The organism is Phenylobacterium sp., assembly GCF_019636135.1.
In the GTDB taxonomy this organism is placed as follows: Bacteria; Pseudomonadota; Alphaproteobacteria; order Caulobacterales; family Caulobacteraceae; genus Phenylobacterium.
In genome coordinates this window covers 17,645-39,453 of sequence record NZ_JAHBYD010000007.1, presented here as the reverse complement: position 1 = coordinate 39,453, position 21,809 = coordinate 17,645, and the positions used below count along the sequence as shown (strand labels likewise).

23 protein-coding genes and 1 other RNA gene are annotated in these 21,809 nt (G+C 69.3%); 6 read left to right on the top strand and 18 right to left on the bottom strand.

Annotated elements, in window-relative coordinates; all coding sequences use genetic code 11:
- Positions 1 to 50 precede the first annotated feature (50 nt).
- The 14 genes from KF737_RS06620 to KF737_RS06555 all read right to left on the bottom strand — a co-directional run bounded on the left by KF737_RS06620 (position 51) and on the right by KF737_RS06555 (position 11,647).
- On the bottom strand, positions 51 to 1,808 hold the full coding sequence (locus tag KF737_RS06620) for a penicillin-binding protein 2 (protein ID WP_296451859.1): 1,758 nt from the start codon (positions 1,806 to 1,808) through the stop codon (positions 51 to 53).
- Positions 1,805 to 2,278: a cell division protein gene (locus tag KF737_RS06615; RefSeq protein WP_296451856.1), complete on the bottom strand. Its 474-nt coding sequence runs from the start codon at positions 2,276 to 2,278 to the stop codon at positions 1,805 to 1,807. The genes KF737_RS06620 and KF737_RS06615 overlap by 4 nt, the downstream gene beginning before the upstream one ends.
- Positions 2,275 to 3,279: a 16S rRNA (cytosine(1402)-N(4))-methyltransferase RsmH gene (gene rsmH, locus KF737_RS06610; protein WP_296451854.1), complete on the bottom strand. Its 1,005-nt coding sequence runs from the start codon at positions 3,277 to 3,279 to the stop codon at positions 2,275 to 2,277. The genes KF737_RS06615 and rsmH overlap by 4 nt, the downstream gene beginning before the upstream one ends.
- Positions 3,276 to 3,737, bottom strand: coding sequence for a division/cell wall cluster transcriptional repressor MraZ (locus KF737_RS06605; RefSeq protein ID WP_296451851.1), 462 nt, complete (start codon positions 3,735 to 3,737; stop codon positions 3,276 to 3,278). Before KF737_RS06605 ends, rsmH begins: the two co-directional genes overlap by 4 nt.
- A 241-nt stretch (positions 3,738 to 3,978) precedes the next feature.
- Positions 3,979 to 4,378, bottom strand: an RNA gene (rnpB, locus tag KF737_RS06600) — RNase P RNA component class A.
- 107 nt (positions 4,379 to 4,485) lie between these two features.
- Positions 4,486 to 5,205, bottom strand: a complete 720-nt coding sequence (locus tag KF737_RS06595) for an N-acetylmuramoyl-L-alanine amidase (RefSeq protein ID WP_296451848.1) — start codon at positions 5,203 to 5,205, stop codon at positions 4,486 to 4,488.
- A complete protein-coding gene (locus KF737_RS06590; RefSeq protein WP_296451846.1) occupies positions 5,205 to 6,095 on the bottom strand; it encodes a DMT family transporter in 891 nt (296 codons plus the stop codon). The genes KF737_RS06595 and KF737_RS06590 overlap by 1 nt, the downstream gene beginning before the upstream one ends.
- Before the next feature lie 70 nt (positions 6,096 to 6,165).
- Entirely contained in the window at positions 6,166 to 6,756 is a 591-nt protein-coding gene (locus tag KF737_RS06585) for a DUF3052 domain-containing protein (protein WP_296451842.1), read from the bottom strand.
- A gap of 194 nt (positions 6,757 to 6,950) precedes the next feature.
- Complete coding sequence (locus KF737_RS06580; RefSeq protein ID WP_296451839.1) at positions 6,951 to 8,093, bottom strand: acyl-CoA dehydrogenase family protein; 1,143 nt, start codon at positions 8,091 to 8,093, stop codon at positions 6,951 to 6,953.
- Positions 8,094 to 8,099: 6 nt separating this feature from the next.
- Complete coding sequence (locus KF737_RS06575; protein ID WP_296451835.1) at positions 8,100 to 8,480, bottom strand: endonuclease domain-containing protein; 381 nt, start codon at positions 8,478 to 8,480, stop codon at positions 8,100 to 8,102.
- A 130-nt stretch (positions 8,481 to 8,610) separates the two neighbouring features.
- Positions 8,611 to 9,816 carry an acyl-CoA dehydrogenase family protein gene (locus tag KF737_RS06570; protein WP_296451832.1) on the bottom strand — a complete coding sequence of 402 codons (1,206 nt, stop codon included), beginning with the start codon at positions 9,814 to 9,816 and terminating at the stop codon, positions 8,611 to 8,613.
- 119 nt (positions 9,817 to 9,935) lie between these two features.
- Positions 9,936 to 10,730, bottom strand: a complete 795-nt coding sequence (locus KF737_RS06565) for a TonB family protein (protein ID WP_296451829.1) — start codon at positions 10,728 to 10,730, stop codon at positions 9,936 to 9,938.
- 155 nt (positions 10,731 to 10,885) lie between these two features.
- Positions 10,886 to 11,032, bottom strand: coding sequence for a hypothetical protein (locus KF737_RS06560; RefSeq protein ID WP_296451826.1), 147 nt, complete (start codon positions 11,030 to 11,032; stop codon positions 10,886 to 10,888).
- A gap of 18 nt (positions 11,033 to 11,050) precedes the next feature.
- A complete protein-coding gene (locus KF737_RS06555) occupies positions 11,051 to 11,647 on the bottom strand; it encodes a hypothetical protein (protein WP_296451823.1) in 597 nt (198 codons plus the stop codon).
- A gap of 104 nt (positions 11,648 to 11,751) precedes the next feature.
- Between KF737_RS06555 and KF737_RS06550 the strand changes: the two genes are divergently transcribed.
- Positions 11,752 to 12,486, top strand: coding sequence for an endonuclease/exonuclease/phosphatase family protein (locus KF737_RS06550; RefSeq protein WP_296451818.1), 735 nt, complete (start codon positions 11,752 to 11,754; stop codon positions 12,484 to 12,486).
- Between the two features lie 15 nt (positions 12,487 to 12,501).
- Here the strand turns inward: KF737_RS06550 and KF737_RS06545 are convergent, their stop codons facing one another.
- Positions 12,502 to 14,328 carry a transglycosylase domain-containing protein gene (locus KF737_RS06545; RefSeq protein ID WP_296451814.1) on the bottom strand — a complete coding sequence of 609 codons (1,827 nt, stop codon included), beginning with the start codon at positions 14,326 to 14,328 and terminating at the stop codon, positions 12,502 to 12,504.
- 294 nt (positions 14,329 to 14,622) lie between these two features.
- Here KF737_RS06545 and KF737_RS06540 point away from each other — a divergent pair, with 294 nt between their 5' ends.
- On the top strand, positions 14,623 to 15,057 hold the full coding sequence (locus KF737_RS06540; RefSeq protein ID WP_296451812.1) for a BrnA antitoxin family protein: 435 nt from the start codon (positions 14,623 to 14,625) through the stop codon (positions 15,055 to 15,057).
- Between the two features lie 376 nt (positions 15,058 to 15,433).
- Here KF737_RS06540 and KF737_RS06535 read toward each other — a convergent pair whose 3' ends face one another.
- Entirely contained in the window at positions 15,434 to 16,066 is a 633-nt protein-coding gene (locus KF737_RS06535) for a site-specific integrase (protein ID WP_296451809.1), read from the bottom strand.
- A gap of 325 nt (positions 16,067 to 16,391) precedes the next feature.
- Between KF737_RS06535 and KF737_RS06530 the strand changes: the two genes are divergently transcribed.
- Both KF737_RS06530 and KF737_RS06525 read left to right on the top strand, forming a co-directional pair.
- Entirely contained in the window at positions 16,392 to 17,021 is a 630-nt protein-coding gene (locus tag KF737_RS06530) for a PEPxxWA-CTERM sorting domain-containing protein (protein ID WP_296451806.1), read from the top strand.
- A gap of 109 nt (positions 17,022 to 17,130) precedes the next feature.
- Entirely contained in the window at positions 17,131 to 17,793 is a 663-nt protein-coding gene (locus KF737_RS06525) for a PEPxxWA-CTERM sorting domain-containing protein (RefSeq protein WP_296451803.1), read from the top strand.
- A gap of 141 nt (positions 17,794 to 17,934) precedes the next feature.
- Here the strand turns inward: KF737_RS06525 and KF737_RS06520 are convergent, their stop codons facing one another.
- The gene (locus KF737_RS06520; protein WP_296451799.1) at positions 17,935 to 18,699 is read right to left on the bottom strand and encodes a Fic family protein; all 765 of its coding nucleotides are present in this window, start codon (positions 18,697 to 18,699) and stop codon (positions 17,935 to 17,937) included.
- Positions 18,700 to 19,455: 756 nt separating this feature from the next.
- A complete protein-coding gene (gene queF, locus KF737_RS06515) occupies positions 19,456 to 19,911 on the bottom strand; it encodes a preQ(1) synthase (RefSeq protein ID WP_296451796.1) in 456 nt (151 codons plus the stop codon).
- A gap of 54 nt (positions 19,912 to 19,965) precedes the next feature.
- Here queF and KF737_RS06510 point away from each other — a divergent pair, with 54 nt between their 5' ends.
- Positions 19,966 to 20,766 (top strand): SDR family NAD(P)-dependent oxidoreductase, encoded by an 801-nt coding sequence (locus KF737_RS06510; protein ID WP_296451793.1) that lies wholly within the window; start codon positions 19,966 to 19,968, stop codon positions 20,764 to 20,766.
- Between the two features lie 207 nt (positions 20,767 to 20,973).
- Positions 20,974 to 21,675 carry a TorF family putative porin gene (locus tag KF737_RS06505; protein ID WP_296451789.1) on the top strand — a complete coding sequence of 234 codons (702 nt, stop codon included), beginning with the start codon at positions 20,974 to 20,976 and terminating at the stop codon, positions 21,673 to 21,675.
- Positions 21,676 to 21,809 lie beyond the last annotated feature (134 nt).

Sequence of the window (21,809 nt, the reverse complement as noted above, 5' to 3'; positions counted from 1 at the left end):
AGCTTCGAGGGATTTGGGCCGAAGCCCTCCGAAGCCTTGGCGAAGGCGGGTCATTGGCCGTCGCTCGCCTCCGCGGAGACGGGTTGCTCGACCGGGACGGCCTGGGGAACGTTCGCACCCTGGCGCTTCACGCCGAGGAACGGGGCGATGCGCTCGATCACCCGGCCGGCGACCGGGGCGGCGGCGATGCCGCCGGTGGGGTCGATGCCCAGGCGGCCGCGGCCCGGCTCGTCCATCAGGATCAGCACGAAGTAGCGCTTGTCCTTCACGCCGCCCGTGGTCGGGAAGACCGCGGCGAACGAGGAGACTTGCTTGACGTTGCTGTAGCGGCGCGTGGCGGGGTCGTACTTGTTGCCGGTGCCGGTCTTGCCGCCGACGTAGAGGCCTTCGATGTTCGCCGACTTGCCGCTGCCGCCCGTGACGTTGGCGCGCATGATCGACAGCATCTCGAGCGAGGTCTTCTCCGACATGACCCGGGGACCATCGACCTTGGCGCCGGGTTCCAGCCTGCGGATGGTCAGCGGCACCAGCCGGCCGCCGTTCAGCAGCGGCTCGTAGGCGCGGGCCAGGGCCAGCGGGCTCACGTTCAGGCCGAAGCCGAACGAGGTCGAGGCGATCGCGTCCTGGTCCCACGTCTTCGGCGTCAGCGGCCGCGCGCTCTCGATCAGCTCCACCTTCGCCGGCGTCGTGAGGCCGAGGGCCTTGTAGTACTGCTCCATCCGCGCCGGGCCGACGCCCATGGCCAGGCGCGCCGTGCCGATGTTGGACGAGTGCTGGAACACCTCGACCAGGTTCAGGACGGCGTGGGTCGCGTGGTAGTCCTTGATCGTGCGGTAGCCGATCTGGAACGGGTGGGTGGCGTCGAACCGGGTCGAAGGCGTGGCCACGCCGGTGTCCAGGCCGATCGCCACCGTGAACGCCTTGAAGGTCGAGCCCATCTCGAAGATCGTCGCCGCGGCGCGGTTGGTCTGGGCGTAGACGCCCGCCCGGCCCGGCTTGTTCGGGTCGAACACGGGCCAGCTCGCCAGGCCCAGGATCTCGCCCGTGTGGACGTCGGTGACGAGCCCGACCGCGCCCTTCGGCTGGAACTCGGCGACCGACTTCCAGAGCTCGTCCTCCAGCGCGCCCTGCACGCGCAGGTCGATGGAGAGCGGGACCGTGCCGCTGCCCGTGGCCGCCTCGCGGATCTCGTCGTTGAACGCCGCCTCCGCGCCCGACAGGCCCTCGCCGCCGGCGTCGGAGAAGCCGATGATGTGCGCCGCGCTGGGCCCCAGCGGATAGACGCGCCGCTGCTCGGGCTCGAACGTCACGCCGGGCAGGCCCAGCTCATGCACCCGGTTGCGTTCGGCGGGGGTCAGCGCGCCCAGGACGAAGATGCGCCGCTTGCCGCGCAGCGCCCGCTCCAGCCGGTCGGCTTCGAGGTTGGGCAGGATCGACAGCAGGGCGCGGCGGGTCTCGTTCTGGTCCCAGATCTCGCGCGGGTCGATGTAGAGGCCGTAGTGCGTCAGGTCGCGGGCCAGGAGCCGGCCGTTGCGGTCGACGAGGTCGGCGCGCGAGGCGCCCAGGGGCGAGACGATGCCGCTCGCCTTCGCCGCGTCCGAGAACAGGGCGGCGCGCGTGGCGCCGTAGGCCAGGGCGAGGAAGCCCAGGCTGAACAGCACCAGCACGAAGAAGATGCGCAGGCGGGTGTCGTCCTCGGCGCGGCCCGAGGCGCGGGCGCGTTCGAAGGCGTGCTCCAGGCCCCAGATCCGCTCCGCGAGCCAGCGCGGCAGGCCGGCGCGGCCGAAGGCGTGCTGGCCCAGGCTCATTGCGGCGCTCCCGTCGGGGCCGGCGCCGCCGCCGGCTGGGCCTCGGCCACGCGCACCGGGGCGGCTTCATGCGGCCCGGGCGGCGGCACGCCGGGCGTCTGGTTCGAGGCGTTGAACAGTGCGGCGACGGGCGACGGCGCCTTCGCCTTCGGCGGCAGGCCGCCCACGGCCATCCGCGGCAATTGGGCGGGGCTCGCCTCGCGGTTGGCCGGCACCGCCTCCATCTTCAGGTAGGTCACCGCCAGCCGCTCGATGCGGCCGGGCTGCTCCAGGTGGGCGACCTCGGCCTGCAGCAGGCGGATGCGCGACGTCTCGGCCTTGATCTCGCGCTCGACGCTGGCGATCTCGGCGCGCTCGCGGCCCGCCATGGTCTTGGCCAGGTAGACGCCCAGGATCAGGGCGATCAGGAAGCCGATGCCGATCAGGTCGAGCAGCCGGAAGCCCCGCACCTTCTTCGTGAACACGCTCATCCTCCTACGCCCCTTCCGGAGCCACGAAGGCCAGGCGCCGCCCCCTGCCCCGCGTGGCCCTGGCGAAGCAGGGTCCAGGCCGGGGCGTCGGTGCGCACCGCCGCCCTCAGCTTCGCCGAGCGGGCGCGGGGGTTGGCCGCCACCTCCGCTTCGGACGGGCCGCGGGCGCCGTTGAAGAGCAGGCGGAAGCTGGGCGCGGGTCCCTGCGCCGCCGGCGGCGCATGACGCGAACCCGAAGGCGTCCGCCCCGCCCGCTCGCCCAGGAACGTCTTCACGATTCTGTCCTCGAGCGAATGGAACGTGACGACGCAGAGCCGCCCGCCCGCCTTCAGGACGCGTTCGGCGGCGGAAAGGCCGGCCTCCAGCTCGCCCAGTTCGTCGTTCACCGCGATGCGCAGGCCCTGGAAGGTGCGGGTGGCGGGATGGATCCTGGCGCCGCGGCGGCCGCCCAGCGCCTGCTCGACGAACGCGGCCAGCTCCAGCGTGCGGCTGAAGGGCTGCTCGGCGCGGCGCTTCACGATCGCGCGGGCGATGCGGCGGCTCTCCCGCTCCTCGCCGTAGACGAAGATGATGCGGGCCAGTTCGTCCTGTTCGGCCGTGTTGACGAGGTCGGCCGCGGTCGGGCCGTCGCCGCCCATCCGCATGTCGAGCGGCCCGTCGGCCATGAACGAGAAGCCGCGCGCCGCCTCGTCGATCTGCATCGAAGAGACCCCGAGGTCGAGGGCCACGCCATCGGCATGGCCCTCGCCGAGGACCGCGTCCATCTCCGAGAATCTCGCTTCCACCAGTCTGAAGCGGTCTTCCGGAAATCCCGCGGCGAAGCGACGGACCGTAGGGTCGCGGTCAAAGGCCACGACCTTCGCGCCTGTCGCCAGGATCGCGCGAGCGTAGCCGCCCGCGCCGAAGGTGCCGTCCACGATCACGTCGCCGGTCTTGGCGGCGAGGTTCTCGACGGTTTCGTCGAGGAGGACGGAAATGTGAGGTTTGCCGGGGGCGCTCATGCGCCGCCCCCGAGCCGCGCGGCGCGCTGACGCACGCGCATGTCGGCGAGGCCGGTGCGGGCGCGCTCGCGGTCGGCGGCGCGCTGGGCGCGGTAGGCGTCGCGCTCCCAGATCTCGAAGCGGTCGCGCAGGCCGACGACGGCGACCCAGTCGGTGATGCCGTACGGCTCGCAGAGCCCCTCGGGCAGGGTGATGCGGCCGGCGGTGTCGAAGGAGAGCTTCTGCATCTCGCCGAAGACGTTGCGCTCGATGGAGTCCCGCAGCTCGTCGCCGAACTCCAGCTCGTCGGCGACCGCGCCGTAACGGTCGAACAGGGCCTGGCCGCCGCCTTCGATGCAGTCCGAACGGATGGACGGGAAGACGAAGACGCCGTCCGACGAGAGCGCGGCGCGGTACTCCTGCGGCACGACGATGCGCCGCTTCGCGTCCAGCTGCTTCTCGAACGTCGAGAGAAACATCTCTCTGAACCAGCCCCCTGCCATTCCCCGGCTATCTGGAACCCGCGCCCGACCCCGCGTTCCGACCGACGAATTGCAATTGGGTTAACATGGGACTGAGTGGGTTTCAATGACACTAACTGACTATTTGAGCCAAAACAGAGGTGTCCAACGGTCGCATGGTTAATCCGCAAGGGTTATCCACAGAACATACTTGGAACCTACCTCCCCTGCGCAGCGGGGGAGGTGCGGTCGGGGAGCGTGGATCAGACGGCCTGTAAGCCGGGTTCTGTCCGCCCCCTCCGCGAAGAGCGGGCGTGACGGTCATTCCTCTGGACCGGCCGTTGCCGGCCGGTTCTCGCGACCTACCCGGACCCCTCGGAGCGGCGACGCTCCTACCCTCCTTCGCCGAGGCTAAGGAGGGCGCGGGATCCCTATTCGGTCTTGCTCCTGGCGGGGCTTGCCATGCGGCCCCTGTCACCAGCGGCCCGGTGGGCTCTTACCCCACCCTTTCACCCTTCCCTTCGCCGGAGCGAAGGCGGTCTGCTCTCTGTGGCGCTATCCCTGGGGTCACCCCCGGTGGGCGTTACCCACCGCCATGTCGTCGTGGAGCCCGGACTTTCCTCGACGCCCGAGAGCGCCGCGACCGCCCGGCCGTCTGATCCGGGGGCATATGTAGTGAAAAAGAGGGACACACACCATTTTTCGCGGCGACAACTGGGCTTTTCCGCGCGCGATGGATGCGAAAAATGGTGTGTGTCCCTCTTTTTCACCCCGCGAGCCGCAGCAGCGCGATCAGGCGCGCGCGGGTCTCGCCGTCGGCCATCCCGTCCACCCGCTCCGGGCGCCAATGCCGCTGGAACGCCCTCACCACCGCGGCGGTGTCGGCGTCGAACTCGCCCGAGGGCGGCAGGTCGTAGCCCAGGCGGGTGAATCCGGCCTGCAGGGCGAAGACGGCGGCGCCCGCCTCGCCCTCGCCGATCGGCGCGCCAGGGGCGGATGGCGCTTCGGCCCAGAGGCCATGGCCCGCTTCGGCGAGGCGCTTCCACGGGAAGAGCTCGCCGGGGTCCTCCTTGCGGGCGGGCGCGACGTCGGCGTGGCCGACGATGTCGCGGTCCTCGATGGCCCAGCGGGTGCGGATGTCGGCGACCAGCTCGGTCACGGCGGCGACCTGGGCCTCGGGAAAGGCGCGGTAGCCCCACTCGTGGCCCGGATTCACGATCTCGATGCCGATGGAGTCGCCGTTCACGTTGCGCCGGCCCCGCCAGAACGAGACGCCGGCGTGCCAGGCTCGCCGTTCCTCGGCCACCAGGCTGAAGGTGCGGCCATCCTCCTCGACGACATAGTGCGCACTGACCCGCGCGTCGGGGTCGCGCAGGCGGGCGATGGCCTCTTCGCCCGACTTCATGCCGGTGTAGTGCAGCACGAGAATGGACGGCGGCGCGGTGCGGGCGTCGAAGTTCGGCGAAGGGGCCGCGATCACGTCCATCAGTTCCGGTTCCTGAGCGCGAGCAGCCGGGCCATGACCTGACTGCCCCTGAGCGAGATGATCAAGACGCCGGCCAGCGCCAGCGCGCTGCCGACGATGTGGCGCGGGCCGAACGGGTCGTGCAGCAGCAGCACGCCGAGCGCGATCGTCTCCAGCGGGGTCACCAGGATCAGCGCCGCGATCAGGTTGGCCTCGTACTTCTGCAGCAGGGTCACGTAGAGCGTGTGGGCGCCCACCGAGACGATGAAGGCCGAGAACAGCACCGCCGCCAGGAACGGCCAGCCCGCATCCAGCGCGATCCGCACCTGCCCCGGCTCGAAGATCGCCGAGAGCGCCGCCAACGGCACGAGGGACACGAGCCCCACCCAAGCCTGGAAGGTGATCGGCCGCATGCCCTCCATCTGCTTCGTCAGGATCACCCCCACCGACGACATCAGCGTGGCGCCGGCGATCAGCATCAGCCCGGTCGAGAGCGCAAGGCCGTGCGGGTCGTACATCACCGTCAGCACGCCGGCGAAGGTGAGTGCGATCCCCAGCGCGCGGCGCCAGCGCACGCGTTCGCCCAGGAACATCATCGACAGGATCAGCGTCATCGGCATGCCGAGCTGCAGCACGACGGCCGCGGCCGACGGCGTCGCATACTTCAGGCCCACGAACATCAGGCCGAAGTTGCCGCCGCCCATCAGGAAGGCGGTGAGGATCAGCCGCCACGTGGGCTTCGGCGCCGGCCGCAGGAACGGGACCAGGCAGGCCGCCACGATCAGGAACCGGCACGCCGCATAGAACAGCGGCGGCACGTCGAGCGTGCTCACCACATACTTCGAGACGATGTTGTTCACCGCCCAGACCAGGCACATGGCCATGAGCAGGGCGAAGTCGCGGAAGGCCATCGCCGCCCCGGTTAGGGCGCGCCGCGCCGGGCGGCAACCACGGTGTGGCCGCCGCCGCCCCGCGCGACGGTCAGCGCCGGCGCGTGAAGCGCAGCGCCGTCAGCGTGTCCGAGAACCCGACGACCTTGTTGTCGACCAGGCCGCAGGCCCTGGCGGCGGCCATGACCTCGACGTCCTTCACCGTGGCGGCCTTGCCCTTGCGAGAGACGACCCAGAGCGCGCCCTTCTCGGCCAGGGCCGGGACGAGGCCGCCGATGCGCGCGAGTTCCTCGGCGCTGTCGGCGGCGTAGAACAGGAGGTCGAGGCCTTTGGGATCGTCGACCAGCAGCGCCTCACGCGCGGCCAGCTCGCCCGCGAAGGCGTCGTCCGCGACGCCCAGGACGGCGACGCGCATGCCGGCCTTCACGCCGATCTTGTCGAGCCGGCCTTTGGGGTTGGCGATCGCATCGGCCCAACTCGCGGCCGGCTTCTCGCCGAGCGTGAACCGCGAGCCGTCGGCCAGCACCAGTTCGCCGCCTTCCGCGCGGACGCCCTTCAGCCCCTCGCCGTCCCAGACGCGCCGCCGCGCGCCCCGGAACACCAGCTTCGGAGCCTCGTACTGCAACCGGCCCTCGTCGGCCCCGTCGGCGAACCGCGCCACGACCTGTGCGTCCTTGCCCATGGCGAAGGTGTGCCGCGTCCACAAACCCCTGTCATCCCGGTTTCGCCGCAGGCGAAGACCGGGACCCAACCGTCCGGTGCGTCGATGTTAGGGGCGGCCCCAGCGGTCGGGCCATGCTGGCCAGCTCAGAGCACCGGACGGTTGGGTCCCGGTCTTTGGCTTCGCCAAAACCGGGATGACAACGCGTTGGAAGCCTACGCCGCCTGCCCCAGGCTCAGGAACTCGTACCGCGCCAGGTGGTGATCCACGGAGCCGAAGGCCGTCTCGATCATGGTGGCGCGCTTGAAGTAGTGGCCGATGGCCATCTCGTCGGTCATGCCCATGCCGCCATGGAGCTGGATCGCGTTCTGGCCCACGAAGCGGCAGGCCTTGCCGATCTGCACCTTGGCGGCCGAGACGGCCTTCGCGCGCTCGGCGTCGTCGGTGACCTTGATGTTGGCCATGTAGGTCATCGACACGGCCTGCTCGACGTTGATGAACATGTCGACCATGCGGTGCTGCAGCACCTGGAACGAGCTGATCGGCACGCCGAACTGCTTGCGCTGCTTGGTGTACTCCAGCGTGCCCTCGTGCAGCTTGCGCAGCACGCCGCAGGCCTCGGCGCAGGTGGCGGCGATCGCCTCGTCCACCACCTTCTCGACCAGCGGCAGGCCGTTGTCGGCCGGGCCGATCAGCGCATCGGCGCCCAGGCTCACGTTCTCGAAGTAGACCTCCGAGGCGCGATTGCCGTCGACGGTCGGGTAGTCGCGGGTGGTGACGCCCTTCGCGCCCTTCTCGACGATGAACACCGAGATCCCCTGCGCATCGCGCGGCCCGCCGGCAGTGCGGGCGGTCACGATCAGGTGGGTCGCGAACGGGGCGCCGAGCACCACGGCCTTGTGACCGTTCAGGACCCAGCCCGCGCCGTCCTTCTTCGCCGTCGTTTCCAGGGCGGCCAGGTTGTAGCGGCCCTTGGGCTCGGCGTAGGCGAAGGCGAAGATGTTCCTGCCCTCGATGATCCCGCCGATCAGGTCGGCCGCGCCGGCGTGGCCCGAATGCTTCAGGAAGCCGCCGCCGATCACCACCGTGCCGAGGTAGGGCTCGACGACCAGCGCCTTACCGAACTCCTCCATCACGACCATGTTCTCGATCGGGCCGCCGCCCAGGCCGCCCAGCTCCTCCGGGAACGGCGCGCCCAGGATGCCCAGCTCCTCGGCGAAGGCCTTCCACACCTCGGGCCGCCAGCCGGGCTCCTTGGTCACCACGGCGCGGCGCTTGTCGAAATCGTAGTGGTCGGCGAGGTACGCCGCCACCGTGTCGCGCAGCATCGACTGTTCTTCGGTGAAGCTGAAATCCACGGCGGTCTACTCCTTCTGCTCCCCTCCCCCTTGCGGGGAGGGGCCGGGGGTGGGGGTGTCCGCGCTGACCCGCTCGAGGATGACGCGGACGATGTCTTCGGGATGGTCGTTGTTCCGGAACCGCATAACCCGGTAACCGCGGGCTGTCAGCCATGCCTCACGGTCAAGGTCACGCGCGGCGACGGATGGAAGGTCGTGAATGCCGCCCTCGACCTCGACGACGAGCCGATGCCGATGGCAGGCGAAGTCCACCACGTACGGGCCGAACGGGACTTGGCGGCGGAAGTGCAGATCGGTCTTGCGCAGAACCTTCCACAGGTCGCGCTCGGCGTAGGTCGGCGCGCGCCGCATCCGCCGGGCGGCGCCGGCCGCGCGGTCGGATTTCAAGATCGCGCCTGGCGCTCGGTCCAATGCTCCCATCCCCCTTGCGGGGAGGGGCCGGGGATGGGGGTGCTGATCCCACCTCACCGTATACACCCCCACTCCCCGACCCTCTCCCCGCAAGGGGGAGAGGGAGTTATAGCCCCAGCACCGCCTTGGCGATGATGTTGCGCTGGATCTCGTTGGAACCGCCGTAGATCGAGGTCTTGCGGCCGTTGAACATCTCGCCCGCCAGGCCGTCGGCGTAGTCGGGGCCCACGGTGGCGTTCGAGCCCGACAGGTCGCGCAGGAACGGCGCGCCGTAGTGGCCCACGGCCTCCAGGGCCAGTTCCTGCAGGCGCTGCTGGATCTCGGTGCCCTTGATCTTGAGGATCGAGCTTTCCGGCCCCGGGCCCTTGCCGCTCGACTCGCCGGCCAGGGTGCGCAGTTCGGTGAACTCCAGCGCCGTCAGGTCGATCTCCAGCTCCGCCACCTTGCGGCGGAAGAAGCCGTCGGCCAGCAGGGCGGAGCCCGTGTCGCTGCGCTCGGTGTTCGCGATCGTCCTCAGCTTCTCCAGGTTGCGCTTGGAGCGCGCCACGCCGGCGATCCCGCTGCGCTCGTGCGCCAGCAGCGCCTTGGCGCAGGTCCACCCCTGGTTCTCGTGGAAGATGCGGTTCTCGACCGGCACCTTCACGTTGTCGAGGAAGACGTCGTTGACCTCGTGCCCGCCCTCCAGGGTGATGATCGGGCGCACGGTGATGCCGGGCGTCTTCATGTCGACCAGCAGGAACGAGATGCCCGACTGCGGCTTGGCGTCGGGGTCGGTGCGGACCAGGAAGAAGCCCCAGTCGGCGTACTGGCCCAGCGTCGTCCACGTCTTCTGGCCGTTGACGAGGTAGTATTCCTTGCCGTCGTCGCCGGTGATGCGCTCGGCCTTGGTCTTGAGGCTGGCCAGGTCCGACCCGGCGCCCGGCTCGGAGTAGCCCTGGCACCACCAGACGTCGCCGTTGTAGATGCCCGGCAGGAAGCGCTGCTTCTGCTCGTCGGTGCCGAAGGTGTAGACCACCGGCGCCAGCATCGACATGCCGAACGGCAGGATCGGCAGGCAGTCGGCGCGCGCGGTCTCCTCCGACCAGATGTACTTCTGCGTGGGCGTCCAGCCCGTGCCGCCCAGCTCCTTCGGCCAGCCCGGCGCGACCCAGCCCTTCCTGGCCAGCACCTTGTGCCACATCAGGTACTCGTCCTTGGTCAGCGGACGCCCCTCGTCCTGCGCCTTGCGCAGCGCGGCCGGGTAGTTCTCCGCGATGAAGGTCCGGACCTCTTCGCGGAAGGCGTTCTCCTCCGGGGTGAAATCGAGGTTCATGGCCGTCCTCCGTGCCAGGCGCGCGAGCTTACGCCGTATCGCTGCGAGCCTATACGCGGGGACGCGCCGACGGAAAAGATGACGCTTGCGTCAAGGTAAGCGTAACGTCGGTTCAGCGCTCAGTTCGGCGCAACGAAGCGGATCGGGATGCGCACTGTGCCGCCTTCGACGGACTGGCTCTGCGCGGTCGTCGGCTGCATCTGGAAGCGTCCCGCCAGCTTGAGGGCCGCCGCCCCGAAGCCCGCGTCGACCGGCGTCTCGCTCACGACGACGCAGTCGGCCAGGCGCCCGTCCTTCGCGACGACGCAGGATATGATCGCCTCGCCGCTGACGCCCTCACGCGCCGTCTTTTCGGGGATGACCTGCGCGACATCCGAGCTGGTCGGCCTGCGAAGCCACATCGGCGGCGTCACCGTCGTCGGGGTGACAATGGGAGGTCCGTCGCCGATGAACTTGACCGGCAGCAGGATGCGCCCGGCCGGGCGCGGTGTGGACGGGAGCGTGGTCCCCTGCGCGAACTCGACGGCAGCCTGGAACGCGGCCTCGCTGTAGGTCCGGGCCTGCGCGTCATGGCAGTCGTCGAGACGCACGTCGCGGTAACGGCAGTTCAGTTCGACGGTCACACCCACAAACGCCTCGTTACGGACCGTCGACGGGGCTGCGGCCATATCGACGGGCAGCGTGAACCGGACGGGGATGCGGATCGAACGGCCCGCGACCGCACTGCCATCCCGCGCCCGAGGCTGCATCCTGAAAAGCCGGCTGAGCTCGATCGCCGCGGCGCCGGCACCGGCGGGCTCTTCCGCCGGGGTCGTGCAATCAGTGAGCGTCCCCTTCTCCGTGACGCGGCAATAAAGGACGGCGCGCGCGAACAGCAAGGCGTCCATCGCCGCTCTCGGATAGGCCTTGGCCATGTCCAAGCCGTTGGGTCTACGAGTCCAATTCGGGTCGGTCACCGGCGGGGCGGGCAGCGGCGCAGGCGCACTGGCCTGCAGCATCACCGCCACGATCATTACAGTCATCGTCGCGCCTCCCCGAGCAGAACCTTAGGGTGGAAGGCGCCGCGGGCTCAATCCTCGTTCGTCACGAGCTGGAACAGGATCGGGGTGCGGATGCATCGGCCGGCGACGGCGCTGCCGTCGGGAGCCCGCGCGGCCATCCTGAACAGCGGCGCCAACTCCAGGGCCGCGGCGGCCAGGGCGATCAGGTGCAGCATTTCGCCGCGTGAACGTCGCTACCGGTTGGCGCGCAGCTCCACGACCATCAGCACGCGCGTGCCGGCCTTGATGTTGGCGGGGGCCTTGGCGCGGAGCGCGACCGGGCCGGCCGCCGCGAACAGGTTCGTGCCGGCGGGGCGCGCGTCGACCACCACGCAGTTGTCGAGGCCGTGGTCGTCGCGGACGCGGCAGTTGAAGGCGACGTTCCCGACGCGGCCTTCGTCGTCGTACATCACCGCCGTCTCCAGCTTGGCCCTGGTCGGGTTCAGCCAGCGGATGGGGAAACGCACGTTGCGGCCCACCGTGCTGGCGCCCGACGGGCTCCTGAGCGGGAGCTGGAACTTGTCGGCCACCGCAAGCCCCGCCGCGCCGAACCCCGGGGCCGTCTCGCCGATCGTCACGCAGTCGCCGAGCGCGCCCGTGGCGCCCACCGTACACTCGACGGTGGCCGATCCGGCGAAGTTGGCGGCCAGCGCCTCGGGCGGATAGGCCCTGGCCATGTCCTCGGCGGTGGGCGTCCGGCTCCAGGGCGGCAGGTCCGCGGTGGACGGCGCCGGGCGATCCGCCGCGGCCGCGCCTTGCAGGAACAGGGCGGCGAGAAGGGCTGCGCTCATCTTTCTCCCCCACGTGAGAAAACAGCGGTCGGGAAACTGAACCCTGAGGATGGGAGTTGGCAACCTTGCCTCCGCGGCGCCGAGCCGCCACAACCCCCGCCTCCATGCCCCGCATCGTGACCTACAACGTCCACCGCTGCGTCGGAAACGACCGTCGCCTCGACGTGGGCCGCATCGCCGACGTGCTGGCGTCGCTCGACCCCGACATCGTGGCGTTGCAGGAGCTGGACGTGGGCCGCCGGCGCACGGGCGGCGTCGACCAGGCGCACGAGATCGCGCAGCGGCTGGACATGGCGCACCACTTCCACCCCGCCATGCAGGTCGAGGAGGAGCGCTACGGCGACGCGATCCTGACCCGCCTGCCCGAGCGGCTGGTGAAGGCGGCGACCCTTCCGGGCTACGAGCGCATGCGCGCCCTGGAGCCGCGCGGGGCGCTGTGGATCGAGGTCGAGGTCGACGGGCGGCCGCTGCAGATCATCAACACCCACCTGGGCCTGGTGCCGCGCGAGCAGCAGATCCAGGCGGCGCACCTGGCGGGGCCGGCGTGGCTGGAGCATCCCGACTGCCGGTGGCCGGCGATCCTGCTGGGCGACTTCAACGCGACGGCGAGTTCGGTGGTCTACCGCACGCTGACCCGGCAGCTCCGCCCGGCCCGCAACCTGGCGCGGCGCAAGCAGCCCTCGTCGACCTTCCCCTCGCCGCTGCCGGTGCTGCGCATCGACCACCATTTCGTGAGCCCCGGGATCGAGGTGGAGGACGTGTTCGCCCCCTTCGATCCCCCCTGCCGCGTGGCCTCCGACCACCTGCCGCTGGTGATGGACTTCGAGGTCGTGCGTTAGCGCCGGCGCCTCTGCTCACGTAGGCGGTTCCGGAACGAGGCGGTGCGGCTCGGAGGGGACAGGCGCGGGCGGCGCCTGAACCGCGACCTCCACCTCGGGCGCAGGAGCCGGCGGCGGCGGCGGCCCGAACGGGATCGGGGCCCTGGGCGTGCGCTTCAGCGCCACGGTCATGAAGCTGCGCCACAGTTCCGACGGCGCCGTCGCGCCGCTGATGCGGGCCATGGGTTTGGCGTCGTCGCGGCCCATCCAGGCGCAGCTCGCGAAGTTGGCCGTGTAGCCGCAGAACCAGGCGTCCTTGTAGTCGGACGTCGTGCCCGTCTTGCCGGCGAGGTCGTAGCCCGGCACGGCCGCACGGCCGCCGGTGCCCGCCGTCATCACGGTCCGCAGCATCCGGTTGAGCTCGCTCAGCGCCGGGTTCGCCACCGCCGGGACCGGCGCGGCCGCCCGCTTCTGGTAGATCACCTGGCCGCCCTGGCGGATGCGCTCGATGCCGTAGGCCTGCACGCGGTCGCCGCCGTTCGCGAACGTCGCGTAGGCCTGGGTCATCTCCAGCGGCGACACCAGCGTGGTGCCGAGCGCCATGGCCGGGTCGGTGTTCACCTGCGAGACGATGCCCACGCGGTGCGCGGTGGTCGCCACGGCGGGCCGCCCCACCTCGTCGGCGAGCCGCGCGGCCACCGTGTTCACCGACTTGGCGAGCGCGACCTCCAGCGTGATCGGGCCCATGAAGGTCCCGCTCTCGTAGTTGCTGGGCGACCAGCCGGCGATGGTCACCGGCTCGTCCACCACCGGCGTGTCCGGCGTGCGTCCTTGCTCCAGCGCCGTCAGGTAGACGAAGGGCTTCCAGGCCGAGCCGGCCTGCCGCCGCGCGTTGACGGCGCGGTTGTAGGGGGCGCTCGCATGGTCGGTCCCGCCGACCAGGGCCCGCACCCGCCCCTGCCCGTCCATGGCGACCAGCGCCGCCTGGTCCGTCGCCTGGGCCTTGTGGGCCGCCACCGTCGCCTTGGCCGCATCGCCCGCGGCGCGCTCCATCGCCGGGTCCAGCGTGGTCTCGACGGTGAGGTCGCGGGTCAGCTTCGGGACCATCTGGCGGACCTGGCCATCGACCCAGTCGACGAAATACTGCGACGCGCCGTCCGGCGGGGTCTTCCAGACCTTCGGCGTCTGCGCCTTGGCCTTGGCGGCCTGCGCCGCCGTGATCGCGCCCGTCTCGACCATGACGTCCAGCACCAGGTTGGCGCGTTGCAGGCACGCCTCCGGGTGGTCGATCGGGCTGTAGTTGGTGGGCGACTTCAGGACGCCCGCCAGCATGGCCGCTTCCTTCAGCGACAGCTTCGCGGCCGTCTTGTCGAAGTAGCGCTGGGCGGCGGCCTCATAGCCGTAGGCGCCGGCGCCGTAGTAGGCGCGGCTCATGTACAGGCCGAGGATCTGGGCCTTGGTGTAGGTGCGCTCCAGTTGCACGGCGTAGGCGATCTCGACCGCCTTGCGCTCGATGGTGCGGTCCTGGTTCAGGAACAGCAGGCGCGCGGTCTGCTGGGTGATCGTCGAGGCGCCGCGCATGCGGCCGCCGTCCAGCGCGCCCACCACGGCGCTCGCCATCCCGCGCGGATCGAAGCCGGTGTGTTCGTAGAAGCGCCGGTCCTCGATGGCCACCACCGCGCCCGGCACATGCCTCGGCAGCTTGGCGACGTCGAGCGGCGGGGCGTACCGGCCGCCGCGGACGCCGATCACGTCGCCGGAACGGTCCAGGTAGGTGACCTGCGGCTCGCGCTGGACCGGCGGCAGGCGCGGAAGCTCCAGTCCCGAGATCGAGAGCTGCATGGCGGCGGCAAGTGCGATCAAGGTCTGCGCTCAGCTCCCCACGGGTCCGGCCGTCCCGCGGGATATCTGTCCCGCGCCGCGGCCCGGGCCAACATAATTCCCGGTAATGCGGCGGCCGTGCGACGCATGCGGACCGCCCCTGCACGCGATCTGCACGCCGCTCAAGTTTCGTATATACAAAACGCTTGCAGGGCCGCGCCATTCTGTATATACACAATTCGTGGACGTCGAATTCGACCCGGACAAGGACCACGCCAACATCGCCAAGCACGGCGTGGGCCTCGCCGCCGCGGCCGACTTCGACTCCGGACGGCGGTGTTCTCGATCGACGAGCGCTTCGACTACGGCGAAGTCCGCGAGATCGCCATCGGCTTCATCGCGGAGCGCCTGTTCGTGCTGGTCTACGTCGAGACCGACACCGGCTCCGCGCCATCAGCCTCAGGAAGGCAGAACCCCATGAGCGACACCGCCATGCCCAAGAAGCCCTCCCCGCCTGAGGGGTTCGACGACAACCCGCCGCTGACCGAGGCGTTCTGGGCGAAGGCCCGCCCGGCCCGCGAGAAAGGCGCCGCCTTCATGGAGAAGGTGACCCGCAAGCCCGGCCGTCCGGCCGAGGGCGAGGCGCCCAAGTCGGCGATCTCGCTGCGCCTGGACACCGCCGTCCTGGAGCGCCTGCGCGCCGGCGGCCGCGGCTGGCAGTCGCGCCTGGCCGCCAAGGTGAAGCAACTGGTCGACGCCGGCGAACTCTAGGTGGTGGTGTCGATCTGGGGATTCCGGTGAATCGCGGGGATTTCGGCGACACGTCGTGTCCCCGGAATCTCCGGGGCGAGCGGTATTGACGGCCGACCGCCCGGCACGCCGCAGGCGTCCTCATTTTCGAACCACGAACCAACACGAAAAACACGAACGCCTCCGGGATGAACCCGCCGCCGGACGCACCCCCGGCCCGTTCGTGTCGTTCGTGTGGTTCGTGGTTGAATCCATGCGGCGCCGACGCGCCCCCGCCGCGCCCGAAGGCCCGCATCGCGCGGTCGGTGTTCTTCGGGGACATGATGCCGGACTGCCCCGTCGCCTCCCAGGAGCCTGAAGCGGCGGGGATAGGTATCGCATCCCCGAGACCACAGCGTCACATTCCCCAGAAGCGGCTGGCGATGACGCGTTCCTCCCTGCCGCAGGCGTCCCCATAGATGGCGGTGGTGCTCATGCGGGCGTGGCCCAGCCAGCGCTGCACGAGATTGAGCGGCACGCCGGCCTGGAGGGCGCCGACGCCGAAGCCATGGCGCAGCCCGCGCGGACAGGCCGGGGCACCGGTGACGGCGGCATCCTGCGCGAGTGTCTTGAGGAAGCGCCAGGCGGTGACGCGGTGCCAGGGCCAGAGCCGCTGCGTCGCGAGTTCGGCGTCACGCTGGCGCATGGAGAGCCCGAAATGCGCGTCGAGCCGCCGCATCAGTTCGGGCGGCAACGGGATCTCCCGCACGACGAACCCGCGGCGCTTCAGGGTGACGATGGCGACGACGCCCTGCTCGATCTGGAACGCTGCGGGCGTGAGCGCCAGCACCTCGCTCACACGGGCGCCGGTCCATGCCATCGTTTCGGCGAACAGCGCCTTCGAAGGACCGTGCGCGGCGCCGGCCGCAAGCAGACGGCGCCGTTCGCCGAGATTGAGGTACTTGCGCCGCCCGTCGCGGCTGTAGAGGCCACAAGCTTGACCGTAGAACGCCGCGCGCTGCGCGCCCTCACGTGCATCGTTATTGCTCATATTGTTGCGCTCCCGTTTGAGGAGAAAATTCAGTCATTTGCGACATTCATTGGCGATGATTTAAGTAATACTAACCATATGATCATGTCAGATTCCAGATAAACGCGGATCATGCAACAATATGAGCAATATTGTTACATGGAGTGACTTCCCGTAGCGCGGGAATCTTGTTGCTCCGGTATGCATCTATGCTTTTGATGCCGTCGATGCGGTCCGTGTCAGCGCGGCGCGCAATGCGAGGGTAGCCCTGCTGCTGCCTGACAACACATACGGGGGTTCAACGATGACGAGAGAGTTCACGGGGCGGGCGGCCCTTGGAAGGCGGTTGAGCGGCGTCATTGTTGCCGCGATGATTGTATCGACAATGACTCTGTCAGCAACGGCGGCGCACGCCATCACCGTAGTCGATACAGGCGCAGCCGCGCCGACCCCGGAAACTGTCGATTATACTGTGGGAAACCCGGGACCGTTCAGCCAATCGCTATTCGGTATGTTTACCGCCAACGTGGACACGATCACGAGCATCGAGGGCTTCTTCAGAAACAACTACACGCAGCGCCCGGTGACCGCGACCGTCTATGGAGACGATGCGGGACAAGTCGATCTCGGGGATGTGCTTGGTAGCGCGACCTTTGATGTGGCGAGCTTGTTCACTGGATGGGCCGGGGCATTTGGTTTGAGCATCAGCGTCGACAAAGGTGCAAACTATTGGGTCGAGTTCAGCGCAAACTCCCTCCCTGTTGGCATGCCGGATACGGCGGTCTCGCCGCTCGCTGACTATGCTTTCGCAAACACTGCCGGCATTGTTCTCCATCAAGCGGATATGAATATCGGCATGCGGATCACTGGGAACGCTGTTCCCGAACCCGCGACCTGGGCGCTGATGATCGGCGGCTTCGGTCTGGCTGGCGCTGCTCTGCGCCGACGCCGCAACGCAGCCCGGACGATCGCCTGAAGACATCCAACGGGAAGCCGATATCGGATGATCCGGCATCGGCCTTCCGCACTCGCTTCGCAGGGGCAGGCACGGCCTCCCCGCATGCCGTTCAAATGGGGGTAATCCAATGCACAAGAGAACCGGCCTGGCCCTGGTCATCGGGGCCGCCATCGCCATGGCTGGGGCCGCGCCCAGCCAGGCCGACACCATCGCGAATCCATTCGGCAATGGTAGTTACACGCTTAATTTCTTCACCATGTGGCAATCCTTCACCCTTGATCAGGACTCCACCTTCACGGGCGGCGGTTTCTATGGCCTCGTTGCCAACCCGACAAGCGCGAATGAAGCTATCGGCCTTTCCTTGTATAAAGGAACAGGTGTCGACGGCGAACTGCTTGAAACATCCTACATGATGCCAAGCGAAGACCTTGGCGGCGGTACGCTGGATATGGCTGAACTACTGTATGCGGGTTTCAGTACAAATCTTGAAGCAGGCGTGTATACCTTGTCCGCCTTCTCCGCCTCAACGCGTGTTGCCTTGGTTGTTGACGGCCTCAACAACTATGCAGACGGCATCGGGGGTATTGTGAACCCCATGAACCTGCCGCTGGGCAGCTTCAATTTTGCAGGCAACCAAGTCGATTGGGCCTTCCAGATCGATTACGCGCCGAACACCGTTGTCGATCCGGGCCCGGGCGTTCCGGAGCCTGCAACCTGGGCGCTGATGATCGGCGGCTTCGGCGCCGCTGGCGCCATGCTGCGCCGTCGCAGGATCGCGCAGGCGACCTGACCGAACACATGATACCTATCCCCGGGGCGCGCCGGGTCACCGCCCGGCGGTTCCGGGGACACGATGCCTACTCCCCTGAACTTCCCAGGAGCCTGAAGCTTGGGGGCTGGCTGCGACGCGACCTGCGGTCGTGTCCCGAAACTAGATCCGGTCGGGGCGAGGGCTCGGCAGCGCCTCGTGGAAGGCGTTCAGGTACTCCGCGAGGGTCGCGTCCAGGCGCTCGTGCATGAGGGTCTGGAACGGGATCAGGTCGTCGGCGAGAGACCCCCGCTCCAGGGCGTCGAGATAGCGCGAGCGGTCTTCGGGCCGGACGGCCACGGGCGCGTAGCCGCCGCGCAGAAGCATGAGGTTCATGAGCAGGCGCGCCGTGCGGCCGTTGCCGTCGCTGAACGGATGGATGGCGGTCAGCCGGAAATGCGCATCGAACGCCGACTCGGGGGAAAGCGGCGCGGCTTCGAGGTCGCGGCCGAACCCGCCCATCAACTCGGGGATTTTCAGCGGGTTCGGGAACACCACGGGCGAGCCCGAGATCCGGCGGGGGTGGTCGCTGTAGACGCCGGCGATCTCCGGCTTGCTGCGCGCAACGATGCGCCGGTGCAGTTCCGTCACCACGGCCTCGCCGAGCAGCGTGTCGCGGCCGGCGAGCTCGCGCATCCAGAGCACGGCCTGATAATGGTCCTCGGCTTCGAGATGATCGCGCAGCGGCTTGCCGCCGACCGTAATGCCGTGCTCGATGAGTTCCGCCGTCTCGCGATGGGTCAGCGTATTCCCCTCGATCGCGTTCGACGTGTAGGTCAGCTCGACGTCGTAATAGCGGACGAGGTTCTTGAGGGCGTCGGGACGCAGCGGCCGGAGCCGGTCGAGCTCCGCCTTCTTCTTCTCGATGCTGCGTTTCAAGTCGTCCATGGCCGATCCCAGACTTCGGCCGACACATTGGTCGCCCTCCGGGAGCACAAACCGAAAAGGCTCCGCAGGACAATCGCATATGGCTCGCGGGCGGCCCGTCCGCCCGCTTCATGAACCGCGGAGAGTTCCGGGGACACGATGCCTATCCCCTGAACTTCCCAGGAGCCTGAAGCTCGGGGCTGGCTGCGATGCGAACCTGCGGGCGCGCCGGGGCGCGTTGGCGCCGCACGGATTCAACCACGAACCACACGAACCACACGAACGGGCCGGGGGTGCGTCCGGCGGCGAGTTCATCCCGTAGGCGTTCGTGTGGTCCGTGTGGTTCGTGGTTCGAAAAGCAGGACGCCTGCGGCGCGCCGGGTGGTCGGCCGTTGTCCGGTGCCGCATATCGCGGGAGGTGCTGTGGAGAGGAAGGAAGCCTGGGTCCCCGCATGCGCGGGGATGAGCGGAATTTTAGGCGGGGAGTTTCGGGGGACACGATACCTGTCGCACGACGGCGCCTGTCGCACGACGGCCGGACGACGCGTCGCGTCGCCCGGCCTGAGGTGACACGCCCGAGGAGAGTTGGGCTCGCAACCTATAGGCCTCCGATCAGCTTTTGGGAAGCCTTCCCAGGCATCCGCAAAGGTGGCGCGCCCCGGTCGCAGAGTCGCGACGCCCCTCCTCTATTGCCAAGCTTCGTGTGGCGTCAGACGTTCCGGGAACCCGTTTCTTGAAGCCCTACAGTATTCGCAGGACCTGGCGGGCGTCGGTTGCTCAGCCGCGGCCGCGATAGGGCGCGACGCCCTGGTCGGGCAGCCACAGGCCCTGCGGCGCCGGGCCGGTCTGCCAGAACACGTCGATGGGGATGCCGCCGCGGGGGTACCAGTATCCGCCGATCCTGAGCCACTGCGGTGAGAGCTCGCCCGCCAGCCGCCGGCCGATCGCCACCGTGCAGTCCTCGTGGAATGCGCCGTGGTTGCGGAACGAGGCCAGGTAGAGCTTCAGCGACTTCGACTCCACCAGCCAGTCGCCGGGCGCATAGTCGATCACCAGGTGCGCGAAATCCGGCTGGCCGGTCACCGGGCAGAGCGAGGTGAACTCCGGGGCCGTGAACCGCACGAGGTAGGCCTCGCCCGCGTGCGGGTTGGGCACGCGCTCCAGCACCGCGGCCTCCGGGCTGTCGAAGCCCCTCGCCTCGCGGCCGAGCTGGGTGAGACGGGTCTCTTCCATGCGGCGGCTTTAGCGGCTAGCAGGGCGTCGAACAACAACAGGAGGGACCGCGCCGTGGCCCAGGGCGACTTTCAGGACTTCGTGGTCGTGGTGACCGGCGCTTCGACCGGCCTCGGCCGCGCCATCGCCGTCGAAGTGGCCTCCCGCGGGGCCAGGGCCGTCGTGGTCAACTACGCCCGCAACAAGGACGACGCCGAGGAGACCGCCGCCCAGGTCCGCGCCCACGGCGCCGAGGCCGTGCTGGTCCAGGGCGACGTGGCCAGGGACGAGGACTGCCGCGCGATCGCCGCCGCCGCCGAGCCCTACGGCCGCGTGGACGCGCTGTTCAACAACGCCGGCACGACCACGTTCAACGCCCACGCCAACCTCGACGGCGTCTCGGCCGACGACTTCCTGAAGCTCTACGCGGTGAACGTGATCGGGTCGTACCAGATGGTCCGCGCCTGCCGGGCCCTGCTGGAGGCCGCGCCGCAGCCGGGCGCCGTGGTGATGACCGCCTCCATCGCGGGCGTCACCGGCATCGGCTCGTCGATCCCCTATGCCGCCTCGAAGGGCGCGCTGAACACCATGACGCTGTCGCTGGCCCGCGCGCTCGCGCCGAAGATCCGGGTCAATGCGGTGTGCCCGGGCTTCATCGACACGCCCTGGTTCGGCAAGGGCGTGGGCGAGGCCGCCGCCGCGCGGGTCCGCGAGAACGCCGCGGCCGGCACGCCGCTGAAGGCCGCCTCCACCGCCGAGGACATCGCCGTCTCGGCGGTCTTCCTGGCCTCGCCGCACTCGCGACACGTCACCGGCGAGACCCTGTTGGTGGACGCGGGCTCGCACCTGGGATTCGCGCCCCTCGTCGCGCGCTGACCCTGCCGCGTTCACGGCCCTCGGTCCGCCCCCCGGCCATCGCCGGCGCCCAAATTCGAGGCGCCGGCTTCGTCGCGTGATCATTCCTGCGTCAGCGGCCCCGCGGCGTAGCTGTCACCGCCCCGTCGCGTTGATCTGAGCCCCCCGCCGACGACCATGGCCCCGCCCGCCGGCTACGGCCGGGTGGACACATGAGAGGGGATAATCATGAGAACGCTCAAACTCGCGCTGGTGGCTGCGGCCGCCTCGCTCTGCTTCGCCGGCGCCGCCGCCGCCGAGGACGACTCCGGTCCGTCCTTCTCCTTCAACCTCGGCGCATCCTCGGACTACCTGTTCCGCGGCTTCAGCCAGACCGACAAGGATCCGCAGGTGTACGGCGGCGTCGACGCCACCGTGGGCATCGGCTACGCGGGCATCTGGGTGTCGAACGTCGACTTCCTGGATTCGACCGACGCCGAGTTCGACATCTACGCGGGCGTGACGCCGACGATCGGGGCCGTCAGCCTCGACCTGGGCGTGATCTACTACGGCTACATCGACAAGGGCGCGTCCAACTACGACTACTGGGAGTTCAAGGCGACCGCCTCCGTGCCCGCCGGCCCGGCCACCCTCGGCGTCGCCGCCTACTACTCGCCGAACTTCTTCGGCGCCGTCGACGACGCCCTCTACTACGAAGCGAACGCCTCGGTGGATATCCCGGACAGCAAGTTCTCGATCAGCGGCGCGATCGGGCGCCAGCAACTGGACGGCCCGGGCGACTACACCACCTGGAACGTCGGCGTCGGCTTCGCGCTCAACGACCACGTCAGCTTCGACGTCCGCTACTGGGACACCAACGTCTCCAAGGCGGCCGACCCGTCGGGCTACGGCGACGCCCGCGTCGTGGGGGGCATCAAGCTCGCCTGGTAGCCCCAGGTCGGGATGCTGAAGCCTACGAGAGCCGTCGCCCCCGGGGCGGCGGCTTTTTCGTTGCCTCGCGGCGCCCCGCTACCTAAGTTCCCGGCGCTCGCCGGCCCGCCTGCTCCGCAGGCGCGCCCCTTCGC

Coding starts and splice junctions, on each gene's coding strand:
- KF737_RS06550 (WP_296451818.1), top strand. CDS start 11,752: ATGCCCCGCATCGTGACCTACAACGTCCACCGCTGCGTCGGAAACGAC.
- KF737_RS06525 (WP_296451803.1), top strand. CDS start 17,131: ATGCACAAGAGAACCGGCCTGGCCCTGGTCATCGGGGCCGCCATCGCC.
- KF737_RS06620 (WP_296451859.1), bottom strand. CDS start 1,808: ATGAGCCTGGGCCAGCACGCCTTCGGCCGCGCCGGCCTGCCGCGCTGG.
- KF737_RS06570 (WP_296451832.1), bottom strand. CDS start 9,816: ATGAACCTCGATTTCACCCCGGAGGAGAACGCCTTCCGCGAAGAGGTC.
- KF737_RS06560 (WP_296451826.1), bottom strand. CDS start 11,032: ATGCTGCACCTGATCGCCCTGGCCGCCGCGGCCCTGGAGTTGGCGCCG.
- KF737_RS06505 (WP_296451789.1), top strand. CDS start 20,974: ATGAGAACGCTCAAACTCGCGCTGGTGGCTGCGGCCGCCTCGCTCTGC.
- KF737_RS06595 (WP_296451848.1), bottom strand. CDS start 5,205: ATGGACGTGATCGCGGCCCCTTCGCCGAACTTCGACGCCCGCACCGCG.
- KF737_RS06615 (WP_296451856.1), bottom strand. CDS start 2,278: ATGAGCGTGTTCACGAAGAAGGTGCGGGGCTTCCGGCTGCTCGACCTG.
- KF737_RS06590 (WP_296451846.1), bottom strand. CDS start 6,095: ATGGCCTTCCGCGACTTCGCCCTGCTCATGGCCATGTGCCTGGTCTGG.
- KF737_RS06565 (WP_296451829.1), bottom strand. CDS start 10,730: ATGGCCAAGGCCTATCCGAGAGCGGCGATGGACGCCTTGCTGTTCGCG.
- rsmH (WP_296451854.1), bottom strand. CDS start 3,279: ATGAGCGCCCCCGGCAAACCTCACATTTCCGTCCTCCTCGACGAAACC.
- KF737_RS06585 (WP_296451842.1), bottom strand. CDS start 6,756: ATGGGCAAGGACGCACAGGTCGTGGCGCGGTTCGCCGACGGGGCCGAC.
- KF737_RS06520 (WP_296451799.1), bottom strand. CDS start 18,699: ATGGACGACTTGAAACGCAGCATCGAGAAGAAGAAGGCGGAGCTCGAC.
- KF737_RS06535 (WP_296451809.1), bottom strand. CDS start 16,066: ATGAGCAATAACGATGCACGTGAGGGCGCGCAGCGCGCGGCGTTCTAC.
- KF737_RS06605 (WP_296451851.1), bottom strand. CDS start 3,737: ATGTTTCTCTCGACGTTCGAGAAGCAGCTGGACGCGAAGCGGCGCATC.
- queF (WP_296451796.1), bottom strand. CDS start 19,911: ATGGAAGAGACCCGTCTCACCCAGCTCGGCCGCGAGGCGAGGGGCTTC.
- KF737_RS06555 (WP_296451823.1), bottom strand. CDS start 11,647: ATGAGCGCAGCCCTTCTCGCCGCCCTGTTCCTGCAAGGCGCGGCCGCG.